We start from the raw sequence: 17,656 nt of genomic DNA, 5'->3' as shown, positions 1-17,656 counted from the left end.
AGTGCAAAGATTCTTCCCCCAATTGTTTCCGTTTCCCAAATAGCAAACAGCTCTAAAAAATTGTGTTTTTCTCCTCAACCACTACCTTGTATAAACAGTCGGGAAAAATTCCATAGGATTCGGGCATTCATTCCATTCCAATCTATTTTTCGGTTTGGTATACTGGCTTGTGATAAGTTAGCGACATCTAACCAAAAAAAACAAAATGGAGGGAATATATCATGAAAAAACGAATGGGACTGATTTTGTCCTTTGCGCTTTTTACCGGAATTCTGTCCGGATGCACCGGGACACCCGCTGAAAACAGCCAGATGGAAGCCAGCATGGCACAAACAAGCAATGACGATTCTGAATCTGCATGGCCCAGAACCGTAACAGACGATTTTGGACATACAATTACTTTAGAACAGAAGCCGCAGCGCATTGTCTGCTTATACTTTGGCCACATAGAACCCCTGATTGTGCTGGGGAGTCCCCCAGTCGCCGCCGGGTGGGCAACCACTGCGATGAATGGATTCGGCACACTTCAGCCATACGCCAAAGAAGCAGAAATTATTGATTTGGGAAATCCAAGAGAACCGAATCTGGAAAAAATTCTGGAAGCAGAACCCGATTTCATCGTGGGCACTGCCTTCTTTACGGAACGATATGAGGAACTCAATCAAATCGCCCCCACCCTGTTGTTTGACAGCACAGACTGGAAAGATAATCTGAATGACTATGCGGCATTTTTAGGTGCAGAAAAAGAAGCAGAAGAATACATTCAGCAAGTGGATGCTCTGATGACAACATCGCGAGAAAAGCTTTCTGCTTATCGCAACAAAACCTTTGTGATCGCCTGGTCTCAAGAGAAAAATACGTTTGGCGCTTTTGGATCCAAAGCAACCTCTCAGCAATCTTTCTTTGACACAGAAAACGGGCTTGGCCTAACTGCTCCGGCAGGATACCCGGAAAAATACGGCCAAATCTCACTGGAAACCATGGCAGATTGGAATCCGGATTCTATTTTCATTGTGGGACAGCTTGGCTCGGAAGAAACGGGATATCAGCAGACTTATTTGCACAAAACCACCGAGGAATCATCGGTCTGGAAATCCCTGAAAGCCGTACAAAATGGGAATGTTTATTTTCTGGATGCCTCTTGTGTTACCGGTTCACCTTTGGGTGTGCAGCTTGCAATTGAAACCATTGTCAAAAATGTAGATTCCCAATAATCTTTTCTGTAACTTGCCATGTCTATGCTTGGTACGGATTGGCCTATTGTTTTCCGGCAAAAGTCCATGGTGTTTTGTAAACAGCCCCATTCCAATCCTTTTTATCCTTTGCTATACTGGCTTGGTACAAGTTAGCCAAACCTAACTAAAATAACATTGGAGGAATCTAGTATGAAACGATTTATGGGACTGATGGTCTCACTTGCCATTTTGACAGGGCTGTTGGCTGGATGCGCTAAGCCATCCACAGAAAATCCCTCAGCGAACGAAAGCACACCCTCTGCCAGCGAAACCTCATTCCCCAACACCTATGTGGATTCTTTGGGCCATGAGGTAGTTTTGGAACAGCAGCCGAAGCGGGTGGTTTCTGTGTTTCATGCCATGTACCCAGATTATCTGTATGTTTTTGGGGTATCACCCGTGGGCGTTGCATCTGCCGATACATTGCTCAATCAATGGGCTGCCTATCGGGATTATACCTCTAACCAATCCATTGTTGATGTCGGAAGTCCAACTGCCCCCAATCTGGAAAAGATTCTGGAATTAGAGCCAGATTTGATTCTTGCCGCTCCCCTGCACGAAGATATCTATGCAGAACTTTCTAAAATTGCCCCCACCGTTGTTCTGGACTATAACCAGATCAATTCCGACTGGAAATATGGCGTGGCAGAATTCTCAAAACTTTTGGGCAAAGAAGCCGAGGCAGATGCCGCCATTGCCAAAGTGGAAACCACTGTTTCAGATTCAGCCAAAAAGCTTCAGGATTTTCGTTCCAAAGGAGAAACTTTAATTTTTATTTCGATCAACGATAAGACCATATGGCCCTACAGCGTATCTCAACTTCAAGTGGTATACGATGAAAAAAGCGGACTGGGTCTGACAGCGCCCGAAGCTTATCCGGTGGTGACCAATCGTTCTGATCCAATCTCGCTGGAAACTTTGGCGGAATGCAATCCGGATCATATCTTTTTGATGACCGACTATGGCGATGAAACCGCAAAACAACGGTTAGAAGAGCTGAACAAAAATTCCGTATGGACTTCCATCTCAGCCATTCAAAAGGGAAATATCTATCAGACCGATCGTTCCATTTTTGCTTTTAACTCCCCCATTGCCACTCAATACGGTGTTGATTTTGTGGTAAATAGTTTACAGAAAGAATAAATGAACCCCAGCCGAATAGAAAAGCAGCACCCGGAAGGAGGAACCCAAAGTGAAACTGGACATGAACACACTGGCCGAACACTTTGCGCACACCGCCTTTCGGGTTGAGCTGGTGCACCGATTCGTTCGGGAACCTGGCATGTATTACAGCAGTCAGTCCGATCCCTGCCCCGGATTTGTATTTCCGCTGAGCGGCAAAGCAGAATTTGTATTTGACGGAACCCCTTATCTTCTTGCGCCGGGGAATGTGGTTCATGGCGGTGCAAATCTGCAGTTAAGCCGCCGGGTGGTCGGGAAGGAAAACTGGGAATACCTTTTGGTGCTTTACAGCATCTGCGGCAGCGAACCGAAAGATTTCTCTCTGCTTTCTTCTCACTTTGAACTGCAAACCGGTCAGAGCCCCCGGCTCATGGAACTGCTGGAACGCTTGTGGCAGATTTCCAGCCGACCCGGCGGCATTTATGCCTTTCGCACCGAAATGCTGTTCCGCTGTGTACTGGACGAGTTATTTCGCAGTGTTCACCGCTCAAACAGCAATGAAACACAGGTTTTGTTTGATCAAATCATAGCCTATATCCACGAGAATTATATGGATCCTCTTTCTGTGGGTGCGCTGGCCAAGCACTATCAGGTAAACGAAAACCGCCTGTCCTATTTGTTTCAAAAATACTCCGGTATGGGGCCGGGGAATTATCTGATTGCTTACCGGCTAAACCGAGCCAAAGAACTTCTGTTGAATTTTTCTCTTACGGTCAGTGTTGTGGCAAAAAGCGTGGGATACACAGATCCCTATCATTTCAGCCGTGCCTTTAAAAAGCAGTTCGGAATTTCCCCCAGCGAGTTTCGAAACAAATTCAAGAATAATACATGGTGAATTCAGAATTATTCCATTCCAATCGAAAAGCACTTTTGCTATACTAACTAAGGCATAACGTTAGGTTACGCTAACCTTTGTCCGAATAGGAGAATGAAACATATGAAAACAACGAATAAATGGATCGGAATCTTTGCCTCTATCTCATTGCTGGCCGGCGTATTGACCGGCTGTGCCGGCACTTCCCCAGAAAGCAGTAACCCGGGAGTGTCGGAATCCTCTTCTGCCGGTACGACACAAACCAAAACCTATGTGGATAAAGCTGGGCGTGAGGTAGAAATCCCTGTGAATCCGCAGCGGATTGTAACCATTAATATGACCGCAGAAGCCATCGCTTTGGGAATAAAACCTGCAGGTGCTGCCGAAAACTGGCTGACCAGTTTAGACGAAACGCAAAAAGAGGGCATTGAATCTGTGGGGGCAGTAAGCAACCTGAATTATGAAAAAATTCTGGAACTTGAGCCGGAACTAATCATTACACCCATGAATGTCACCAATGAAGATACCATTGAAGCACTTAGTAAAATCGCCCCAACTGTTGTCGGGCCTTTTTTCGGCAATGCCATTGAAAACCTTCGCACCATCGGTGATATATTGGGAAAAGCTGAAGAGGCAGAATCTTGGATTTCCTCTTATGAAGAGAAAGCAAAAAACGTAAAGTCAAAACTGTCTGATGAGATTCCGGAAGGAAAAACCGCTCTGCTCATCCAGCTGTCATCTAAAAATGCCACCTATATTTATCCCGCCAGCACCTGGCCAACTATTTATGAGGTCTTGGGTCTGACTCTGCCGGATGCAGCCCCCCTGAAAGAATTGACCGCAGGGGCGAATTTGTCTTTGGATCAGCTAACCGAATATAACCCGGATTATATTTTTCTGACCAGTGTAAACGACGCAAGCATGCCAGAACTGAAACAGGAATTTACCAATCATTCGGTTTGGAACTCTTTGTCCGCAGTCAAAAACAATCATGTTTATACCTTGGGGGCACGTCTGTCCGCAGGGGATGTTTTGACTCTGGACTGGGCTTTGGATGAGGTGGTTCGTGTGGTAGAAGAAACAAATCACTGATTTAAAAAATAAAAAAGGAAAAACCGGGCGCAGCCCGCTGACAGCGGACGACACCCGGTTTTTGCCTTGCTTCGCTCTGTTTATTTTCAAAAAACTTCGCATTTTTGAACGGATAAACAAATTTTGAGTGAAAGGAAAGAAAAATCAGCTGTGATTCAAACTGTCAAACGATTTTTTAAATATTACTGTCCTTATAAAGGACTATTTTTTCTGGATTTATTCTGTGCCGTATCGGCCGCTTTGCTGGAACTGCTTTTTCCGGTTACCGTCAGCCACATTGTGGATTCGCTCCTTCCCACCGGAAACTGGAACCTGATTCTTTCTGCCTGCGCCGCCCTTACGGTAATTTATCTTATCAACACCGGTCTGAAATACATCGTGGGTTATTGGGGCGAGTGTCTTGGGCTGTACATTGAAACCGATTTGCGCACAGAACTTTACACCCACCTGCAAAAGCTTTCCTTCCGATTCTTCGATAATCATAAAACCGGACAGCTTGCCTCGCGGATTTCCAACGATTTGCTGGATGTGGGCAACATGGCTCATTACGGGCCGGAACATTTTTTAATCGCCACCTTCACTTTGCTCGGTTCTATGACCCTGATGTTCCGAACTAACTGGCAGCTGGCATTGCTTCTAAGCATTTGTGTAGCGGTTCTGCTCATGATCAACATCTATTATATGCACAAACTGGTGGCAGCCAGATCAAAACTGTTTGGAGCCATCGGCGGTTTTCTAAACCGTCTGGAAGACGGCATTGGGGGCATCCGCGTGGTACAGGCCTTTGCCAATGAAGATTACCAAAGAGATCTTTTTATTGAAGATAACCGAAGTTTTTGTGAAGCCAAAATAGAGGGCTTTCGTAACACGGCAAAAAACGAAGCGGTTTCTTATGTTTTTCTCAGCATTCTGCCAGTTCTTGCTTTGCTGGGGGGCAGTTATTTTACCCTAAACGGAACGATGAGCAACGGCGAACTGTTCCGCTTTATTCTTTTAACAAACGTAACCATGGCGCCCATTCGAATGCTGGCAGCTTTTTCTGTTCGATTTCCTAACGGTATGGCGGGCTTTCAGAATTGTGTGGAACTGTTGGATACCGAGCCGGAAATTCAGGACGCAAAAGATGCTGTGGAAGTTACCTCGTTAAAAGGGGATATTCGTTATGAAGCCGTCACATTCGGCTATGAAGAAAATCGCCATGTGCTGGAAAACATCAGCCTGACCATCCATGCCGGAGAAACCGTTGCCTTTGTGGGAACCTCTGGGGCGGGGAAATCCACACTATGCAGCCTGCTTCCCCGGTTTTATGAACCGGATTCCGGCCGCATTACCATTGATGGAATCGATATCCGCCAGATGACGCTGGCTTCTCTTCGCCGGCAAATCGGCGTGGTGCAGCAAGATGTTTTCTTATTCTCTGGCACCATTCGGGAAAACATTCGGTTCGGAAAGCTGGATGCCACTGAGTCAGAAATTCGGGAAGCAGCCCGGCAGGCACAGCTGGATGAATTTATCAGCCAACAACCGAATGGCTTGGACACGGTCATTGGGGAACGGGGCGTAAAGCTGTCCGGCGGACAAAAACAACGGCTTTCCATCGCCCGAATGTTTCTGAAAAACCCACCGATTCTGATTTTAGACGAAGCCACGTCTTCTCTGGACACACAAACAGAAGCTGCCATTCAGCAGTCTTTGGCAGAGCTTTCCAAAGGACGCACCACATTGGTGGTTGCTCACCGTTTGGCAACCATACAACAGGCCGACCGTATCATCGTGCTGAGCGAAAACGGAATTGCAGAGCAAGGAGAACATCAAGAACTGATACAGCAGGGGGGAATCTATAGCCGCCTGCATCAGGCACAGGCCGGAGCAAAGCGGCAAGGAGGCAACAAATCAAAATGAATTCACCGAACAATCCGGCACAGCCGGCTCAAACCATACAACATAAACAAAACAGCCGGGTCTGGGTAGCATGGCTCATTCTGTTTGGCGGATCCGGACTGCTTTGCTTTTTGATGGCGTTTTCCATCACCAAAGGGGCAGCCGAGATTTCGCTGCAAACGGTATGGGATGCCCTGTTCCGCTTTGATAAAGAAAACACCCACCACCTCATTGTTCTGGATCTGCGCCTGCCCCGCGTAATCGCCAGCGCTTTGGTGGGTGCAGCCTTTGCTGTATCCGGGGCCATTATGCAGGGAACCACACGCAACCCCATGGCCGATTCGGGTTTGTTGGGCCTGAACGCAGGGGCAGGTTTTGCACTTTCGCTCTGTTTTGCCTTTTTCCCCGGAATGGGTTACCTTCAAATCATTCTCTTTTCCTTTTTGGGGGCAGCACTGGGAACCGTTTTGGTTCAAGGCATCGCTTCTATGCGCCGGGGTGGGGCCACCCCCATGCGCCTGGTGCTGGCAGGCGCGGCAGTCAGTGCGCTTTTGGCCGCTTTGAGCCAGGGAATTGCCCTGTACTTTCATGTGGCTCAGGATATTATGTTTTGGACAGTGGGCGGAGTTGCGGGTTCCAATTGGGAGCAAGTTCAAATTATGACTCCCTGGATTTTGGGCGCCTTGCTGGCAGCGATTGTTTTATCCCGTTCGGTATCCCTGTTAAGTCTGGGGGAAGATGTGGCAAAAGGCTTGGGGCTGAATACCATCGCCGTCAATGTGCTTTGTTCTCTGATTGTTTTGATTTTGGCGGGAGCCTCTGTTTCGGTTGTGGGATCAGTGGGCTTTGTGGGGCTGATGATTCCGCACTTGGCCCGCTATCTGGTGGGTGTGGATTACCGTTGGATCATTCCCTCCTCTGCCGTATTGGGCGCAATTTTAATGGTGCTGGCAGATTTGGGCGCAAGAATGCTGAATCCCCCCTTTGAAACCCCCATCGGCGTTCTCACTGCCCTTGTGGGCGTTCCCTTCTTTTTGTATCTATCCCGAAAACAAAGGAGGGCGATCTAAGGATGAACAAGCAAATGACTGCTCAACAAATAAAAAACGAAGCCTATCAGCGCAAAATAGCCAAACGGAATGCTGCCATTGTCATTGGATGCGCAATACTGCTGGTTCTTTCTTTTCTCATTAGCATGAATACCGGATATACAAAGCTATCGCCCCTGGACACCCTTAGAACACTGTTTGGCGGGGGAACCGGCAAAGAAAACCTGATTCTGTTCGGGTTCCGGCTGCCCCGTATTGTGGTTTCTATGCTTGTGGGATCCGGGCTTGCGCTGTCCGGCTGCATAATACAGGGCATTTCGAAAAACGCGCTGGCAGATCCCGGCCTGTTGGGAATCAATGCGGGCGCAGGGCTCATGGTGATTCTGTATGTGCTGTTCTTTGGTGCACAGTCCTTTTTATCCGTGTTTACTTTGCCGTTTCTGGCGCTGGCCGGGGCCGGGGTAACCGCCGTGGCTATTTATGCACTGGCCTTTAAAAAAGGAGAAGGCGTTGCCCCCATGCGCCTAATTTTAACCGGTGTGGCAATACAGGCCGGAATTTCGGCTTTGACTACCGTGCTGGTGGTCAAGCTGGACGAAACCCAGTTTGACTTTGTGGCAACCTGGCAAGCCGGCAGCATCTGGGGCAGCAACTGGAAGTTTGTGTTAGCCCTTTTGCCATGGTTGTTGGTTCTGATCCCCTATGTTTTGACAAAAGCCCGGGTATTGGATGTTTTAAGCTTGGGGGACGACGTGGCTTACAGCCTGGGTGCCTCTGTAGAAAAAGAACGGCGCAGGCTGCTGGGGGCTTCTGTTGCATTGGCAGCTTCTTGTGTGGCCGTCAGCGGCAGCATCAGCTTTGTCGGGCTGATAGCCCCCCATTTGGCCCGGCGGCTGGTGGGGCCCCGTCATGCGGTGCTTCTCCCCACCTGTGCATTGACAGGAGCCGTGTTGGTGTCTGTTGCCGACACCATCGCGCGGGTGATCGTACAGCCCTCTGAAATCCCAACAGGAATCATGGTGGCAATCATCGGCGCCCCCTATTTCCTTTATTTGCTGGCAAAAAGCAATGCATAAAAACCCTTTTCAAAGGAGTGAGTGAAATGAACAGCATCGTGGCAGAAAATCTGGCCATTTCTTATGAAGATCATCTGGTGGTTGATGACTTGGACATGCAGATCCCTCAGGGGAAAATCACCACCATTATCGGCCCCAACGGATGCGGAAAATCCACCGTATTAAAAGCTGTGGGGCGCATTTTAAAGCCCAAAGGCGGCATGGTGTATTTAAACGGCGATGATATCCGCCAGCTTACCACAAAAGAAGTGGCGCAGAAAATGGCCATTTTGCCTCAGTCCCCCCAAGCACCGGCAGGGCTTACCGTGGGTGAACTGGTCGCTTATGGCCGCTTTCCCCACCAGCGGGGATTCGGAAAATTACAGCCACAGGATAAACAGATCATCCGTTGGGCGCTGGAAGTGACAAAGCTAACCGATTTGGAAACAACAGCCGTAGATAATTTGTCCGGCGGGCAGCGTCAGCGGGTTTGGATTGCTATGGCTCTTGCGCAGCAAACCGACTTAATTTTGCTGGATGAACCCACCACCTATCTGGATTTGGCCTATCAGCTGGAAGTATTAGAACTGCTGTATCGGCTCAACCGGGAACAGGGCTGCACCATTGTAATGGTGCTTCATGATCTGAATCTGGCCGCCCGCTTTGCCGATTATATGATAGCCATCCGCTCCGGCAATATTATTTGCCACGGCACACCGGAACAAGTGATGACTCACGAAGTGTTAAAAGAAACCTTTCATATTGATGCAGAAATTATGGCGGAGCCCCATACCGGACGCCCCACCTGCATTTCTTATAACCTGATCAAGCAATAGCGTTTCCCTTTCTGAATTCGCTGCATTATTAGCACAGGTTGAGTTCAAATGCAACACCGCAAACTGCATCTAGAACGCACTATCTTTATTGTAAATGAATAAAGGAACCGTACAAAAGATCCCTGCATGGGATTTTTGTACGGTTCCTTTCAGTTTCATTGGGTTTCTCTCTTTTTTGAGACAGAAACATGTCATAGCTCAGCATCACTCCATGGTGGAAAAGCAACCCAGCTCCGTAATGACAGCCGGAATTCGGATATCATGTTCTTCCATGGGAATTTGCTCGCTTAAAAGCTGTTCCCGGCAAATAAGGATAGAGCGAAAGCCTGCCTTTTCCAAAAAGCGATCGTAATAGCCGCCGCCATGCCCCAGCCTTTCCCCTTTTTTATTGTAGGTAACACAAGGAAGAATTGCCAAATCGATTTCATCGGTTAAAACACGCCGGCTATTGTTTGCCGGTTCTAAAATTCCGTAATGGCCTTGTTGAACAAGTTCCGAAAGGGAACCGATCTCTCGGGGCTCCATCACTCCTTTTGCCACACACAAAGGAACACACACTCTTTTGTGATCGGCAAATGCCTGCTCGAGAAATAGTTTTGTATGAATTTCTTTCTCAGTCCCCACAAAGCAGAAAATCATGTTTGCTTCTTGATACCAGGGGTGCTGTAACATGTTTTGAACAATGGCTTTGTCCGACTCGCGAACATATTCTGCGGAAAGGTTCGAGATTCGATTCTTAATTTCAGTACGAAGTAATTTTTTTTCTTCCACAAGTGTCATAAGGAACCTCCTGACCCAAATGATTTTTAAAAATACGAAAATAAAGTTGAGTTCCAGCTATGCCCAAACACGTTTTTCTCCCCTTAAAATAACAAAAACCGGAAACAGCGGATCCCAAAAACCCGGTTCATATTCTGACTAACAAAGAATGAAAACTGTCTTGATTTGCACACAAAAAGGCAAAATTCTTTGTTTTTATTATAACGGATAAAAACGGAAAAAGGAACCGGATCAGCAGGAATAAACGAGAAAATAATCTTTGATTTTCCCCTTTGTGCCACAAACATTTTCTGTTTTATTTATTCTTATCAAGTTATAAAGCGGCCGTCCGTGTCAGAACTGTAAACTTTTCTGTGAATGGTTTTCTGAGCCCCGAAAAAATGGTATGATATCGTGGGATAAAAATTAGAAGCAAATCATTAAAGCAAACATCCAGCCCGAACAAGATGGGAAAAAGATTCCATAAAATCAAAATTACCGGGCAGCAAAAGAGAAATGAAACAACCCATCCCAAAATATCGAAGAACAATCTTACCAAGAATGGAGGAATATCAAGTGGAAAAAAATAAGGGATCCCCAAACAGCAGTTCCTTTGATATCAAGCCAAACAGAAAAAGTAATTTCGGCTTGTCCTTCCAACATACAGAAATTTTTGATTGATAGAATGGGAGCTCGAATCGTTATATGGACATGATAGAAATTTTAAAAGCCATCCTTTTGGGAATCGTAGAAGGGATTACCGAATGGCTGCCCATCAGCAGCACGGGACATTTGATTCTATTAGATGAATTCTTAAAGTTAAATGCGTCTCAAGAGTTTAAAGAACTGTTCTTTGTGGTGATACAGCTTGGGGCAATTTTTGCAGTAATCACATTTTATTGGAAAAAGCTATTGCCCTTCTCCAACGAAGGAAAGCTTCATGTAAAAAAAGACATCCTGTCTCTTTGGGGAAAAATACTGTTTGCATGCATTCCGGCAGCTATCATCGGTCTTTTGCTGGATGATTGGATCGACAGCCTGTTTTATAACTATCAAACCGTATCCTTTACATTGATTTTATATGGTATTTTATTTATTCTGATTGAAAACAAGACTATGGATCGAACCCCCAAAATCAAAGAGGTTCATCAAATTGATTATCGAACTGCACTTCTGATTGGGATATTTCAAGTACTGGCGCTCATCCCCGGCACGTCCCGATCCGGGGCAACGATTATCGGAGCCATGCTTCTTGGCACTTCTAGAGTGGCAGCCACTGAATTCACCTTTTATTTGGCAATCCCGGTGATGTTTGGCGCCAGTCTGCTAAAAACAGCAAAGCTTGGCCTGCCAGGCACAAGCTTGGAAATCGCCGTTTTATTGACAGGAACCATTGTGGCTTTTTTCGTCTCTATTCTTGCCATTCGATTTTTAACCGTATACATCAAACGTCACAACTTTAAAGTATTTGGTTGGTATCGAATTGTTCTTGGTGTTATCGTGGCAGCGATATTTCTATTTTCAAAATAATCTGTGCTTCCTCGATAAAAAAGGGAAACCTGTGTGCTCTCCCCCATACCAGCCAAAGCAAATCAGCCGGCAAGAAGATGCGTTATTTATTCGAAGTCCAGCCTTCACAAGCACTTCTTTGAGAAGCGATCAGCGACAGATTCTCACCAATTGCCTGAAGCAAATTGCCCAAGACGTTCACTTCGTCCGTGCTGCGCCCATTTGCCAGCGAGACGGCAATGGAAGAAGCAATCAGCACTAAATCTTCGCCCGGAACACAGTAATTGGCCATACATGTCACCTCGCCATATCATATGCTAGGGGCACTTTTTAGTGATAAACGAGAACTTTGGCACTAAAAGACTTCATAAGGCTCTTCACCGGAAAGCCACCAATTGCGGGCTTTCCGATTTTGTAATGATGGCATGAAGATAGCAAAACCGCCGAAATGCTGCGCAAAGAAACTGCATGGAGAAAAGCACTTTCTATTGCCAAACTTTCTTTTTATATTAACATAGAAACAGGATGCCTTCTGGTTTAGAAGGCATCCTGTTTTCTTTTAAAACTATCTCCCATTGCAATCGGAAATAGCCTGATTCTATTTTATTTCGAGCATTTCAGAAGCTCAGTAAGGTATTCCCACACACGACGAACTGACGAAATACTCATGCTTTCACGGTAAGTATGAACTTCCCACATGTCCGGTCCAATTGACACACAATCCAGTTCCGGGCGTTTGCCCATAAACATGCCGCATTCTAATCCGGCATGGATTGCCGAAATCTCTGGATCACGGCCATACTGCTTTTGGAAAACCTCAACCATCAGATTGCGCAAAGACGATTCCTGTTTGTATTCCCACGCGGGATAATCCCCTGAAATCTCAATACTGCCGCCTAACAACTGCATTTGGCAGGCAAGGCGGTCAACCAACATCTGCTTTTGGGTAGCCACACTGCTGCGGATGCAGAAAGAAGCAAACAGCTCTTTCTCTTCGGTTACCAACACGCCCAAATTCAGCGAGGTTTGAACCAGTCCGGCAATGTCGGCACTCATTGCCTGAATTCCATTCGGCATGCAGGTGAGCAGGTTAACGGTTTTCAAGGTGGAGCTTTCGTCCATAGGCAGCTGTTCTGTCCGGGCTGCTTCCACTTTGACAAACACACCAGAATCTGTGCTCAGGTATTCATGTTTGAAAGCCGCTTCCATCTCTTCTGCCACAGCGCCGATGGAATCGGCATCAGAAGCCACCAGCAAAGCATAGGACTCCTGCGGGATGGCATTATCCTTTTTGCCGCCCTCAACCGCCACCAAACGGAATTCGGACTTTTTCTGTGCCGCAAACAACAAGCGGCCCAGCAGCATGCTGGCGTTTGCACGTCCTTTATCGATCTCAGCGCCAGAGTGGCCGCCCAACAGGCCGCCCACTGTAACTTTCAGCACAGTTCCGGCAAAGGGAGCTCTCTGCAAAGGCAAACGGCAGCGGGTCATATTTCCGCCGGCGCAGCTAACGGTGAAAATTCCCTCTTCTTCGGAATCAATGTTGATAAGCTTGGTTCCTTTTAAAGGGGACAAGTCCAGTTCAACGGCCCCCAGCATACCGATTTCCTCATCAATGGTAAGAATAACTTCTACACGGGGATGGGACAATTCCTTGGAATCAAGCACGGCCAAAGCCATGGCAACCGCAATTCCGTTGTCACCGCCCAGCGTTGTGCCCTTTGCCCGGATAAAGTCGCCATCCACCATCAGGTCAAGGCCTTCCTTCTCCATATCCTTGGTGCAATCCGGGGCCTTTTCGCAAACCATATCCAAATGTCCCTGCAAAATAATCGGCTCGGCTTTTTCATACCCTGCTGTCGCTTCTTTGATGATAATCACATTGTTGAAGCTATCTTGATAATATTCCAGCCCACGCTCTTTTGCAAAGGCTACACACCAGTCACTAATGCCTTTGGTGTTCGTTGATCCTCTCGGAATCGCAGAAATCTCTTCAAAAAAATGAAAAACACTGCGGGGTTCCAAATGTTCTAATACTCCCATGACACTCGCTCCTTTACGATTTACTATGATAAACGGTATATACATTTTCGGCAGACTCAACCAGTGATTGAACCGCCAATCATCCGCCTTACAAAATCTTTTGGTTCTGCACGATTGTATTGCTTAAAAAGCAGAACAGTAATCGTCATCTGCCGGCACACTATGACTTTATCTTATCTTTGCCTTGATACAGGATGAATCGGTTGTTGTGCAGAATCTTCATATAATGAATCAGCCGATCATAAAGCGGTTCTGCCTTATCACCGAACTGTGCTTTCATTTCATTGGCCAAGTCCCCCACCGTTCTAACACCGTCAATTTTCTTCCAGAGAAAGCTGCCGTATTGATCCAGCGCAATATGGCTGACCCGGGGAGAGCGAAACAGCTTCTGGGCTATCGTGTGGGCAAAGCCTCGATTCACCATGTGAATCGTAACAATACTTTTCTTTTCATCCCATGTGTTGCGAGGATTTATAACCGGCACAAAGTCCAGATAGTTTTCTCTTTTTCTCTTCTTCATCCGATCTTCTCCTAATTTGTCCAAACCGGGCTGTACACTCTTTCGAGTATACAGCCCGATCCTATTTCATAAAAGTCTGATTATTTGTTCAGCTTCTTATTCCAAACAGTGAATTTCAGCATGGTCAGCAGCAGAAGAATAAACGCAATCAGGCCGCCGAAATTGCCAAAGCGAAGATTCTCGGGCAGCGCCAAATTAGCGCCAACTGCGGCAAACACAGCCAGCAGAACACCGATCAATCCCTCGCCCGCAATCAGGCCAGAGCTATACAGAACACCAGACTGTACCATATCTTCCCTTGCTTTTTCAGAGGAAGCCTTGCGTTTTTCCAGATACAGACGAATCAAACCGCCTGCCATAATCGGCACAGAAAGGTGAATCGGCAGATACAGACCAATTGCGAAAGGAAGCACAGGAATCTGCAAAATCTCAATCACGATTGCAATGCAAACTCCGGTGAAAACAAGTGACCAGGGCAGATTATCGCCCATAACGCCTTCTACAACCATCTTCATCAAAGTAGCCTGAGGCGCAGGGAGCTCAGCGGAGCCGTATCCCCAAGCCATATTAAGCAGGTACAGAACACCGCCGATGGTTAAAGCAGAAACAACTGCACCAATCAGCTGGCCAACCTGCTGCTTGATGGGCGTAGCGCCCACAAGATAACCGGTTTTCAAATCTTGAGAGGTGTCGCCGGCCATTGCCGCTGTGATGCAAATAACAGAACCGATGGTAATCGCCGCAATCATACCGCCAATGCCGCCATTGCCGGTTGCTTTCAAAATCATGGTGGCGATTAGCAAAGTAGCAATCGACATGCCCGAAACCGGGTTGTTAGAAGAACCGATCAGTCCCACCATGCGAGAAGAAACAGTCGCAAAGAAGAAACCGAATACAATGATAATCAATGCACCCAACAGGTTCACAGGGATTGCCGGAACCAGCCACATCACCAAAGCAATGACAACGATGCCGCCCAGCAGATATTTCATGGGAATATCCTGCTCTGTGCGCAGTGTTCCCTTTGTATTCTGGCCAAAACCAGAAATTGCATCCCGGAATGTTCTTACAATTAAGGGTAACGTTTTAATCAATGTAATAATACCGCCGGCCGCAACTGCTCCTGCGCCGATATACCGGACGAAATTACTCCAAAGGCCCCATGTGCCGCCGGTTGCCCACAGTTCCGCAACCGAAACACTGGCAGGGAAAATAACCAGATCACTGCCAAAAAGAGCCATCAAAGGCATAATGACAAACCAGGCAGTTGCACCGCCGGCCAAAAGATAAGAAGACACTTTTGCCCCACAGATATAACCGACACCGGCCAATGCAGGAAGCACGTCGGCACCGATTCCGGCACCCCGATAAGCAGGGATTGCCCAATCGATCTCGCTGGGGAACAGCTTCATTCCATCTGTAATGAACTTATAGCCTGCAGCTACACCCAAACCGATAAATACGGTGGAAGCTTTGTTTCCACCCTCCTCACCGGCCATCAAAACCTGCGCACAGGCTTGTCCTTCCGGATAGGCTAATGTACCGTGTTCTTTTACAATCAGCGCCGTACGCAAAGGCACCATAAACAGAACACCAAGAATACCGCCGCAAAGTGCAATCAAAGAAATCTCAGTCAAAGAAGGCATGTCTGAAAGACCTTCTTTTGCCCACATAAACAAAGCAGGCATGGTGAAAATTGCGCCAGCCGCCAGCGCTTCACCAGCTGATCCAATCGTTTGTACCATGTTGTTTTCCAGAATAGAATCACGTTTTAAGACCACACGGATAATACCCATAGAAATAACTGCTGCAGGAATCGCCGCCGAAACCGTCATGCCGACACGCAAACCCAGGTATGCGTTTGCAGCACCAAAAAGAATAACCAACAGGATACCCAGCCCTACCGAATAAACGGTAAATTCCGGCATCACTTTGTCTGCCGGAATATAAGGCTTAAAATTTTTGTCGTCCAATATACTTACCCCCGTTTTTTCTGTCAAGTTGTTTTTATCACTGTAAATCCGTTACACACTACAGAGATAAAATCATTTTAATCTTTTCGAGCACATTCGTCAAGGTTCTTGTTTAAATTTGCTAAAAAGTTTCAATGATGAAAAAGAATAAGAAAAAGCTGCCTAAAACCGGCATCACAATAAAAATGATCTGCATTTTGGGAACCACTTCAGTCCCCTTGACCGGGTGCGATGGATCGGACGTCAAACGGGTAAACCGGTATACAATTTCTTTGCAAGACTCTTTACCGTCTGCTGAATAAAATTATCGGCTGCCAGAGCATTGCAGCAATGGAATGGGGCTATCCTGCAAAAGGCAGAAACCAACCGACACTGTTTAGAAAGCACTTCCTTTTATTCCGAAGATTCTCAGGCACAAGGCGCAGCCGCAAAAACGGTGAAATCTCTTTTTTAATCAAAAAAAGACCGCCCATATGGGCGGTGAAAGATTATAAGTCCTGCAAATCAGCATCTGGAATATCGTTTTGAAGATTATCCCGGGCAAGGTCGGTATCGATGACCGGATAAATATCTTTCGGGATGGGTTTTTCTGCATTATCTTTTTTCGGTGGCTGTACATTTTGACTTCTTTTTGCTTCCATATTCTTTACCTCAATGTTAGATGATCGACATACGACTGCATTTCCTGCTTTGAGCTCACTTGTTTTGCTCCCTCAATAAAACGTTCTTGCTCCCCCTGCGATAAAGAAGAAAAATGGTTTAAAGCATCCAAATTTCCAGTCAGTGCCATTCTTAACCCAGTGGGCATATTGCTGTTATGATTCATACTTATCACCTCAACAGTAGTGTGTTCCATTACGCAAAACTTTAACCACAAATATGAAATCATTTGAATCATAAGCCACACTTTTTTGTTTGAGACACTTTCTTCTTTTCAGGCAGGGATTGTCCTAATAAACCGTGTAAAAACAGAAAAAAGCGCCTAGCTGCCAAGCTAAGCGCTTTTCTTATACTGTTTTTGTTCCAACGATCAAAAAGGTTCCGTAACTGGTTACTGCTGTGACCTGAAGTTTCTCTCCATCCACAACACCCTGCGCGGTATATTTAAGATTCAATAAACCGGCATTCAGAATTCCGGAAAATTCAAATCGATTTCCATCGATTTTTCCATTTCTAAAAAAACTGACATTCCCCATTGCTCGAATAGAACCGCTAAGCGCCCCCTCTTTATTTACAAAGGTAATTATTCCATTTTGAACGCCAAGCGGAGTACGCAGCGATATTCTATAATTTCCATTCAATTTTGGCACCACATTTCTATAAGGATAATCCTAATATATGTCATTACGCACTGGAATGATTCCACCGTTTCAACCGACTTATCAACATATTGTGCCCCTAACCTATTCAGTGCACAATTTATGCGAATCATAAGCATGAATGGGTTATGCGGAATTTATATGAAGGGATAGTGAAAAATCACAACAGGAACATACAGCCCCGGTTAGGCTCAATCTTTTTTTATTTTGCAGCATAAAGTGTTTCCCCGTATCAATCTGCCTGAAAAGTTTGGTCTGCTGCGGTAACAGAGGAATTTGCCTGTCACCATGATTTCTTTCTCCCGTAAAACACCTTGCATAAAGTATTGATACAGAAGTAGAAAAGGCGGCATCAGCTCTTTGCTGATGCCGCCTTTTGGTTTGATGTT

General features: G+C 46.3%; 17 protein-coding genes. 9 read left to right on the top strand and 8 right to left on the bottom strand.

Annotation, left to right across the window (positions count from 1 at the left end):
- Nucleotides 1-221: 221 nt before the first annotated feature.
- The 8 genes from C1A02_RS12510 (at nt 222) to C1A02_RS12475 (ending at nt 9,144) form a co-directional block, all read left to right on the top strand.
- Complete coding sequence (locus tag C1A02_RS12510) at nt 222-1,214, top strand: ABC transporter substrate-binding protein (RefSeq protein WP_101698566.1); 993 nt, start codon at nt 222-224, stop codon at nt 1,212-1,214.
- Between the two features lie 171 nt (nt 1,215-1,385).
- Nucleotides 1,386-2,378, top strand: coding sequence for an ABC transporter substrate-binding protein (locus C1A02_RS12505; protein ID WP_101698565.1), 993 nt, complete (start codon nt 1,386-1,388; stop codon nt 2,376-2,378).
- Between the two features lie 49 nt (nt 2,379-2,427).
- Entirely contained in the window at nt 2,428-3,252 is an 825-nt protein-coding gene (locus tag C1A02_RS12500) for an AraC family transcriptional regulator (protein WP_164997214.1), read from the top strand.
- 102 nt (nt 3,253-3,354) lie between these two features.
- Nucleotides 3,355-4,323, top strand: coding sequence for an ABC transporter substrate-binding protein (locus C1A02_RS12495; protein ID WP_164997213.1), 969 nt, complete (start codon nt 3,355-3,357; stop codon nt 4,321-4,323).
- Nucleotides 4,324-4,446: 123 nt separating this feature from the next.
- Nucleotides 4,447-6,225, top strand: a complete 1,779-nt coding sequence (locus tag C1A02_RS12490) for an ABC transporter ATP-binding protein (RefSeq protein WP_243578012.1) — start codon at nt 4,447-4,449, stop codon at nt 6,223-6,225.
- The gene (locus tag C1A02_RS12485) at nt 6,222-7,274 is read left to right on the top strand and encodes a FecCD family ABC transporter permease (protein WP_101698563.1); all 1,053 of its coding nucleotides are present in this window, start codon (nt 6,222-6,224) and stop codon (nt 7,272-7,274) included. Before C1A02_RS12490 ends, C1A02_RS12485 begins: the two co-directional genes overlap by 4 nt.
- 2 nt (nt 7,275-7,276) lie before the next feature.
- Nucleotides 7,277-8,329: a FecCD family ABC transporter permease gene (locus C1A02_RS12480; RefSeq protein WP_101698562.1), complete on the top strand. Its 1,053-nt coding sequence runs from the start codon at nt 7,277-7,279 to the stop codon at nt 8,327-8,329.
- Nucleotides 8,330-8,355: 26 nt separating this feature from the next.
- The gene (locus tag C1A02_RS12475) at nt 8,356-9,144 is read left to right on the top strand and encodes an ABC transporter ATP-binding protein (protein ID WP_101698561.1); all 789 of its coding nucleotides are present in this window, start codon (nt 8,356-8,358) and stop codon (nt 9,142-9,144) included.
- Between the two features lie 204 nt (nt 9,145-9,348).
- Here C1A02_RS12475 and C1A02_RS12470 read toward each other — a convergent pair whose 3' ends face one another.
- On the bottom strand, nt 9,349-9,924 hold the full coding sequence (locus C1A02_RS12470) for a 5-formyltetrahydrofolate cyclo-ligase (protein ID WP_101698560.1): 576 nt from the start codon (nt 9,922-9,924) through the stop codon (nt 9,349-9,351).
- Between the two features lie 684 nt (nt 9,925-10,608).
- On the opposite strand from C1A02_RS12470, the gene C1A02_RS12460 reads away from it, so the two are divergent.
- Entirely contained in the window at nt 10,609-11,433 is an 825-nt protein-coding gene (locus tag C1A02_RS12460; protein WP_101698558.1) for an undecaprenyl-diphosphate phosphatase, read from the top strand.
- An 82-nt stretch (nt 11,434-11,515) separates the two neighbouring features.
- Here the strand turns inward: C1A02_RS12460 and C1A02_RS12455 are convergent, their stop codons facing one another.
- The 7 genes from C1A02_RS12455 to C1A02_RS12430 all read right to left on the bottom strand — a co-directional run bounded on the left by C1A02_RS12455 (nt 11,516) and on the right by C1A02_RS12430 (nt 17,249).
- Nucleotides 11,516-11,704 (bottom strand): hypothetical protein, encoded by a 189-nt coding sequence (locus tag C1A02_RS12455; protein ID WP_101698557.1) that lies wholly within the window; start codon nt 11,702-11,704, stop codon nt 11,516-11,518.
- Nucleotides 11,705-12,015: 311 nt separating this feature from the next.
- Nucleotides 12,016-13,455, bottom strand: a complete 1,440-nt coding sequence (locus C1A02_RS12450) for an aminoacyl-histidine dipeptidase (RefSeq protein WP_101698556.1) — start codon at nt 13,453-13,455, stop codon at nt 12,016-12,018.
- A 160-nt stretch (nt 13,456-13,615) separates the two neighbouring features.
- The gene (locus tag C1A02_RS12445) at nt 13,616-13,975 is read right to left on the bottom strand and encodes a PqqD family protein (RefSeq protein ID WP_101698555.1); all 360 of its coding nucleotides are present in this window, start codon (nt 13,973-13,975) and stop codon (nt 13,616-13,618) included.
- Nucleotides 13,976-14,055: 80 nt separating this feature from the next.
- Nucleotides 14,056-15,948: an OPT family oligopeptide transporter gene (locus C1A02_RS12440; RefSeq protein WP_207204910.1), complete on the bottom strand. Its 1,893-nt coding sequence runs from the start codon at nt 15,946-15,948 to the stop codon at nt 14,056-14,058.
- Nucleotides 15,949-16,436: 488 nt separating this feature from the next.
- Entirely contained in the window at nt 16,437-16,589 is a 153-nt protein-coding gene (locus C1A02_RS13575; protein WP_164997212.1) for a hypothetical protein, read from the bottom strand.
- 5 nt (nt 16,590-16,594) lie between these two features.
- On the bottom strand, nt 16,595-16,774 hold the full coding sequence (locus C1A02_RS12435) for a hypothetical protein (RefSeq protein WP_101698554.1): 180 nt from the start codon (nt 16,772-16,774) through the stop codon (nt 16,595-16,597).
- Nucleotides 16,775-16,955: 181 nt separating this feature from the next.
- Nucleotides 16,956-17,249, bottom strand: coding sequence for a hypothetical protein (locus C1A02_RS12430; RefSeq protein ID WP_101698553.1), 294 nt, complete (start codon nt 17,247-17,249; stop codon nt 16,956-16,958).
- Between the last annotated feature and the right edge of the window lie 407 nt (nt 17,250-17,656).

The organism is Clostridium minihomine (genome assembly GCF_900240385.1).
Classification (GTDB): domain Bacteria; phylum Bacillota; class Clostridia; order Oscillospirales; family Acutalibacteraceae; genus Faecalispora; species Faecalispora minihomine.
The sequence above is the reverse complement of the archived record's forward strand: the minus strand, read 5'-3'. Positions and strand labels throughout refer to the sequence as shown.